1 rRNA gene is annotated in these 2,388 nt (G+C 57.1%); it reads right to left on the bottom strand.

Annotation, left to right across the window (positions count from 1 at the left end):
• Positions 1-21: 21 nt before the first annotated feature.
• A 23S ribosomal RNA gene (locus tag GCU69_RS04500) occupies positions 22-2,388 on the bottom strand; the annotation flags it as partial.

Genomic DNA, 2,388 nt, shown 5'->3' with positions numbered 1-2,388 from the left:
ACACAGTGGACGCGAGCAACTGAGGACAAGCCCTCGGCCTATTAGTACCAGTCAACTCCAACCGTTACCGGTCTTCCATATCTGGCCTATCAACCCAGTCGTCTACTGGGAGCCTTAACCCATCAAGTGGGTGGGAGCCCTCATCTCGAAGCAGGCTTCCCGCTTAGATGCTTTCAGCGGTTATCCCTCCCGAACGTAGCCAACCAGCCATGCCCTTGGCAGGACAACTGGCACACCAGAGGTTCGTCCGTCCCGGTCCTCTCGTACTAGGGACAGCCCTTCTCAAGACTCCTACGCGCACAGCGGATAGGGACCGAACTGTCTCACGACGTTCTAAACCCAGCTCGCGTACCGCTTTAATGGGCGAACAGCCCAACCCTTGGGACCGACTCCAGCCCCAGGATGCGACGAGCCGACATCGAGGTGCCAAACCATCCCGTCGATATGGACTCTTGGGGAAGATCAGCCTGTTATCCCCGGGGTACCTTTTATCCGTTGAGCGACGGCGCTTCCACAAGCCACCGCCGGATCACTAGTCCCGACTTTCGTCCCTGCTCGACCCGTCGGTCTCACAGTCAAGCTCCCTTGTGCACTTACACTCAACACCTGATTACCAACCAGGCTGAGGGAACCTTTGGGCGCCTCCGTTACCCTTTAGGAGGCAACCGCCCCAGTTAAACTACCCACCAGACACTGTCCCTGATCCGGATCACGGACCCAGGTTAGACATCCAGCACGACCAGAGTGGTATTTCAACGACGACTCCACAACCACTGGCGTGGCCGCTTCACAGTCTCCCACCTATCCTACACAAGCCGAACCGAACACCAATATCAAGCTATAGTAAAGGTCCCGGGGTCTTTCCGTCCTGCTGCGCGAAACGAGCATCTTTACTCGTAGTGCAATTTCACCGGGCCTATGGTTGAGACAGTCGAGAAGTCGTTACGCCATTCGTGCAGGTCGGAACTTACCCGACAAGGAATTTCGCTACCTTAGGATGGTTATAGTTACCACCGCCGTTTACTGGCGCTTAAGTTCTCAGCTTCGCAGGATCGAAACCCCACTAACCGGTCCCCTTAACGTTCCAGCACCGGGCAGGCGTCAGTCCGTATACATCGCCTTACGGCTTCGCACGGACCTGTGTTTTTAGTAAACAGTCGCTTCTCGCTGGTCTCTGCGGCCACCCCCAGCTCAAGCAGCACATGCCATCACCGGAAATGGCCCCCCTTCTCCCGAAGTTACGGGGGCATTTTGCCGAGTTCCTTAACCATAGTTCACCCGAACGCCTCGGTATTCTCTACCTGACCACCTGAGTCGGTTTAGGGTACGGGCCGCCATGAAACTCGCTAGAGGCTTTTCTCGACAGCATAGGATCATCCACTTCACCACAATCGGCTCGGCATCAGGTCTCAGACTTACATGCCAGACGGATTTACCTACCTGGCGTCCTACACCCTTACCCCGGGACAACCACCGCCCGGGCTGGACTACCTTCCTGCGTCACCCCATCACTCACCTACTACAGGTCTGGACCGTCGGCTCCACCACTCCGACCTCGTCCGAAGACTCAGCCGGCGGCTTCACGGACTTAGCATCGCCTGGTTCAGCGCTGGCGCTTCAAAGCGGGTACCGGAATATCAACCGGTTGTCCATCGACTACGCCTGTCGGCCTCGCCTTAGGTCCCGACTTACCCTGGGCAGATCAGCTTGACCCAGGAACCCTTAGTCAATCGGCGCACACGTTTCCCACGTGTGTATCGCTACTCATGCCTGCATTCTCACTCGTGAACCGTCCACCACTGCCTTCCGGCGCAGCTTCACCCGGCACACGACGCTCCCCTACCCAACCCAGCCCCCGTTAAGGGCACATGCTGGATTGACACGACTTCGGCGGTACGCTTGAGCCCCGCTACATTGTCGGCGCGGAATCACTTGACCAGTGAGCTATTACGCACTCTTTCAAGGATGGCTGCTTCTAAGCCAACCTCCTGGTTGTCTCTGCGACTCCACATCCTTTCCCACTTAGCGTACGCTTAGGGGCCTTAGTCGATGCTCTGGGCTGTTTCCCTCTCGACCATGGAGCTTATCCCCCACAGTCTCACTGCCGCGCTCTCACTTACCGGCATTCGGAGTTTGGCTAAGGTCAGTAACCCGGTAGGGCCCATCGCCTATCCAGTGCTCTACCTCCGGCAAGAAACACACGACGCTGCACCTAAATGCATTTCGGGGAGAACCAGCTATCACGGAGTTTGATTGGCCTTTCACCCCTAACCACAGGTCATCCCCCAGGTTTTCAACCCTGGTGGGTTCGGTCCTCCACACGGTCTTACCCGCGCTTCAACCTGCCCATGGCTAGATCACTCCGCTTCGGGTCTTGAGCATGCTACT

Origin of the sequence: Streptomyces lycii, from assembly GCF_009735685.1 — a bacterium.
Taxonomy (GTDB): domain Bacteria; phylum Actinomycetota; class Actinomycetes; order Streptomycetales; family Streptomycetaceae; genus Streptomyces; species Streptomyces lycii.
This window is presented reverse-complemented; position numbering and strand designations above follow the sequence as displayed.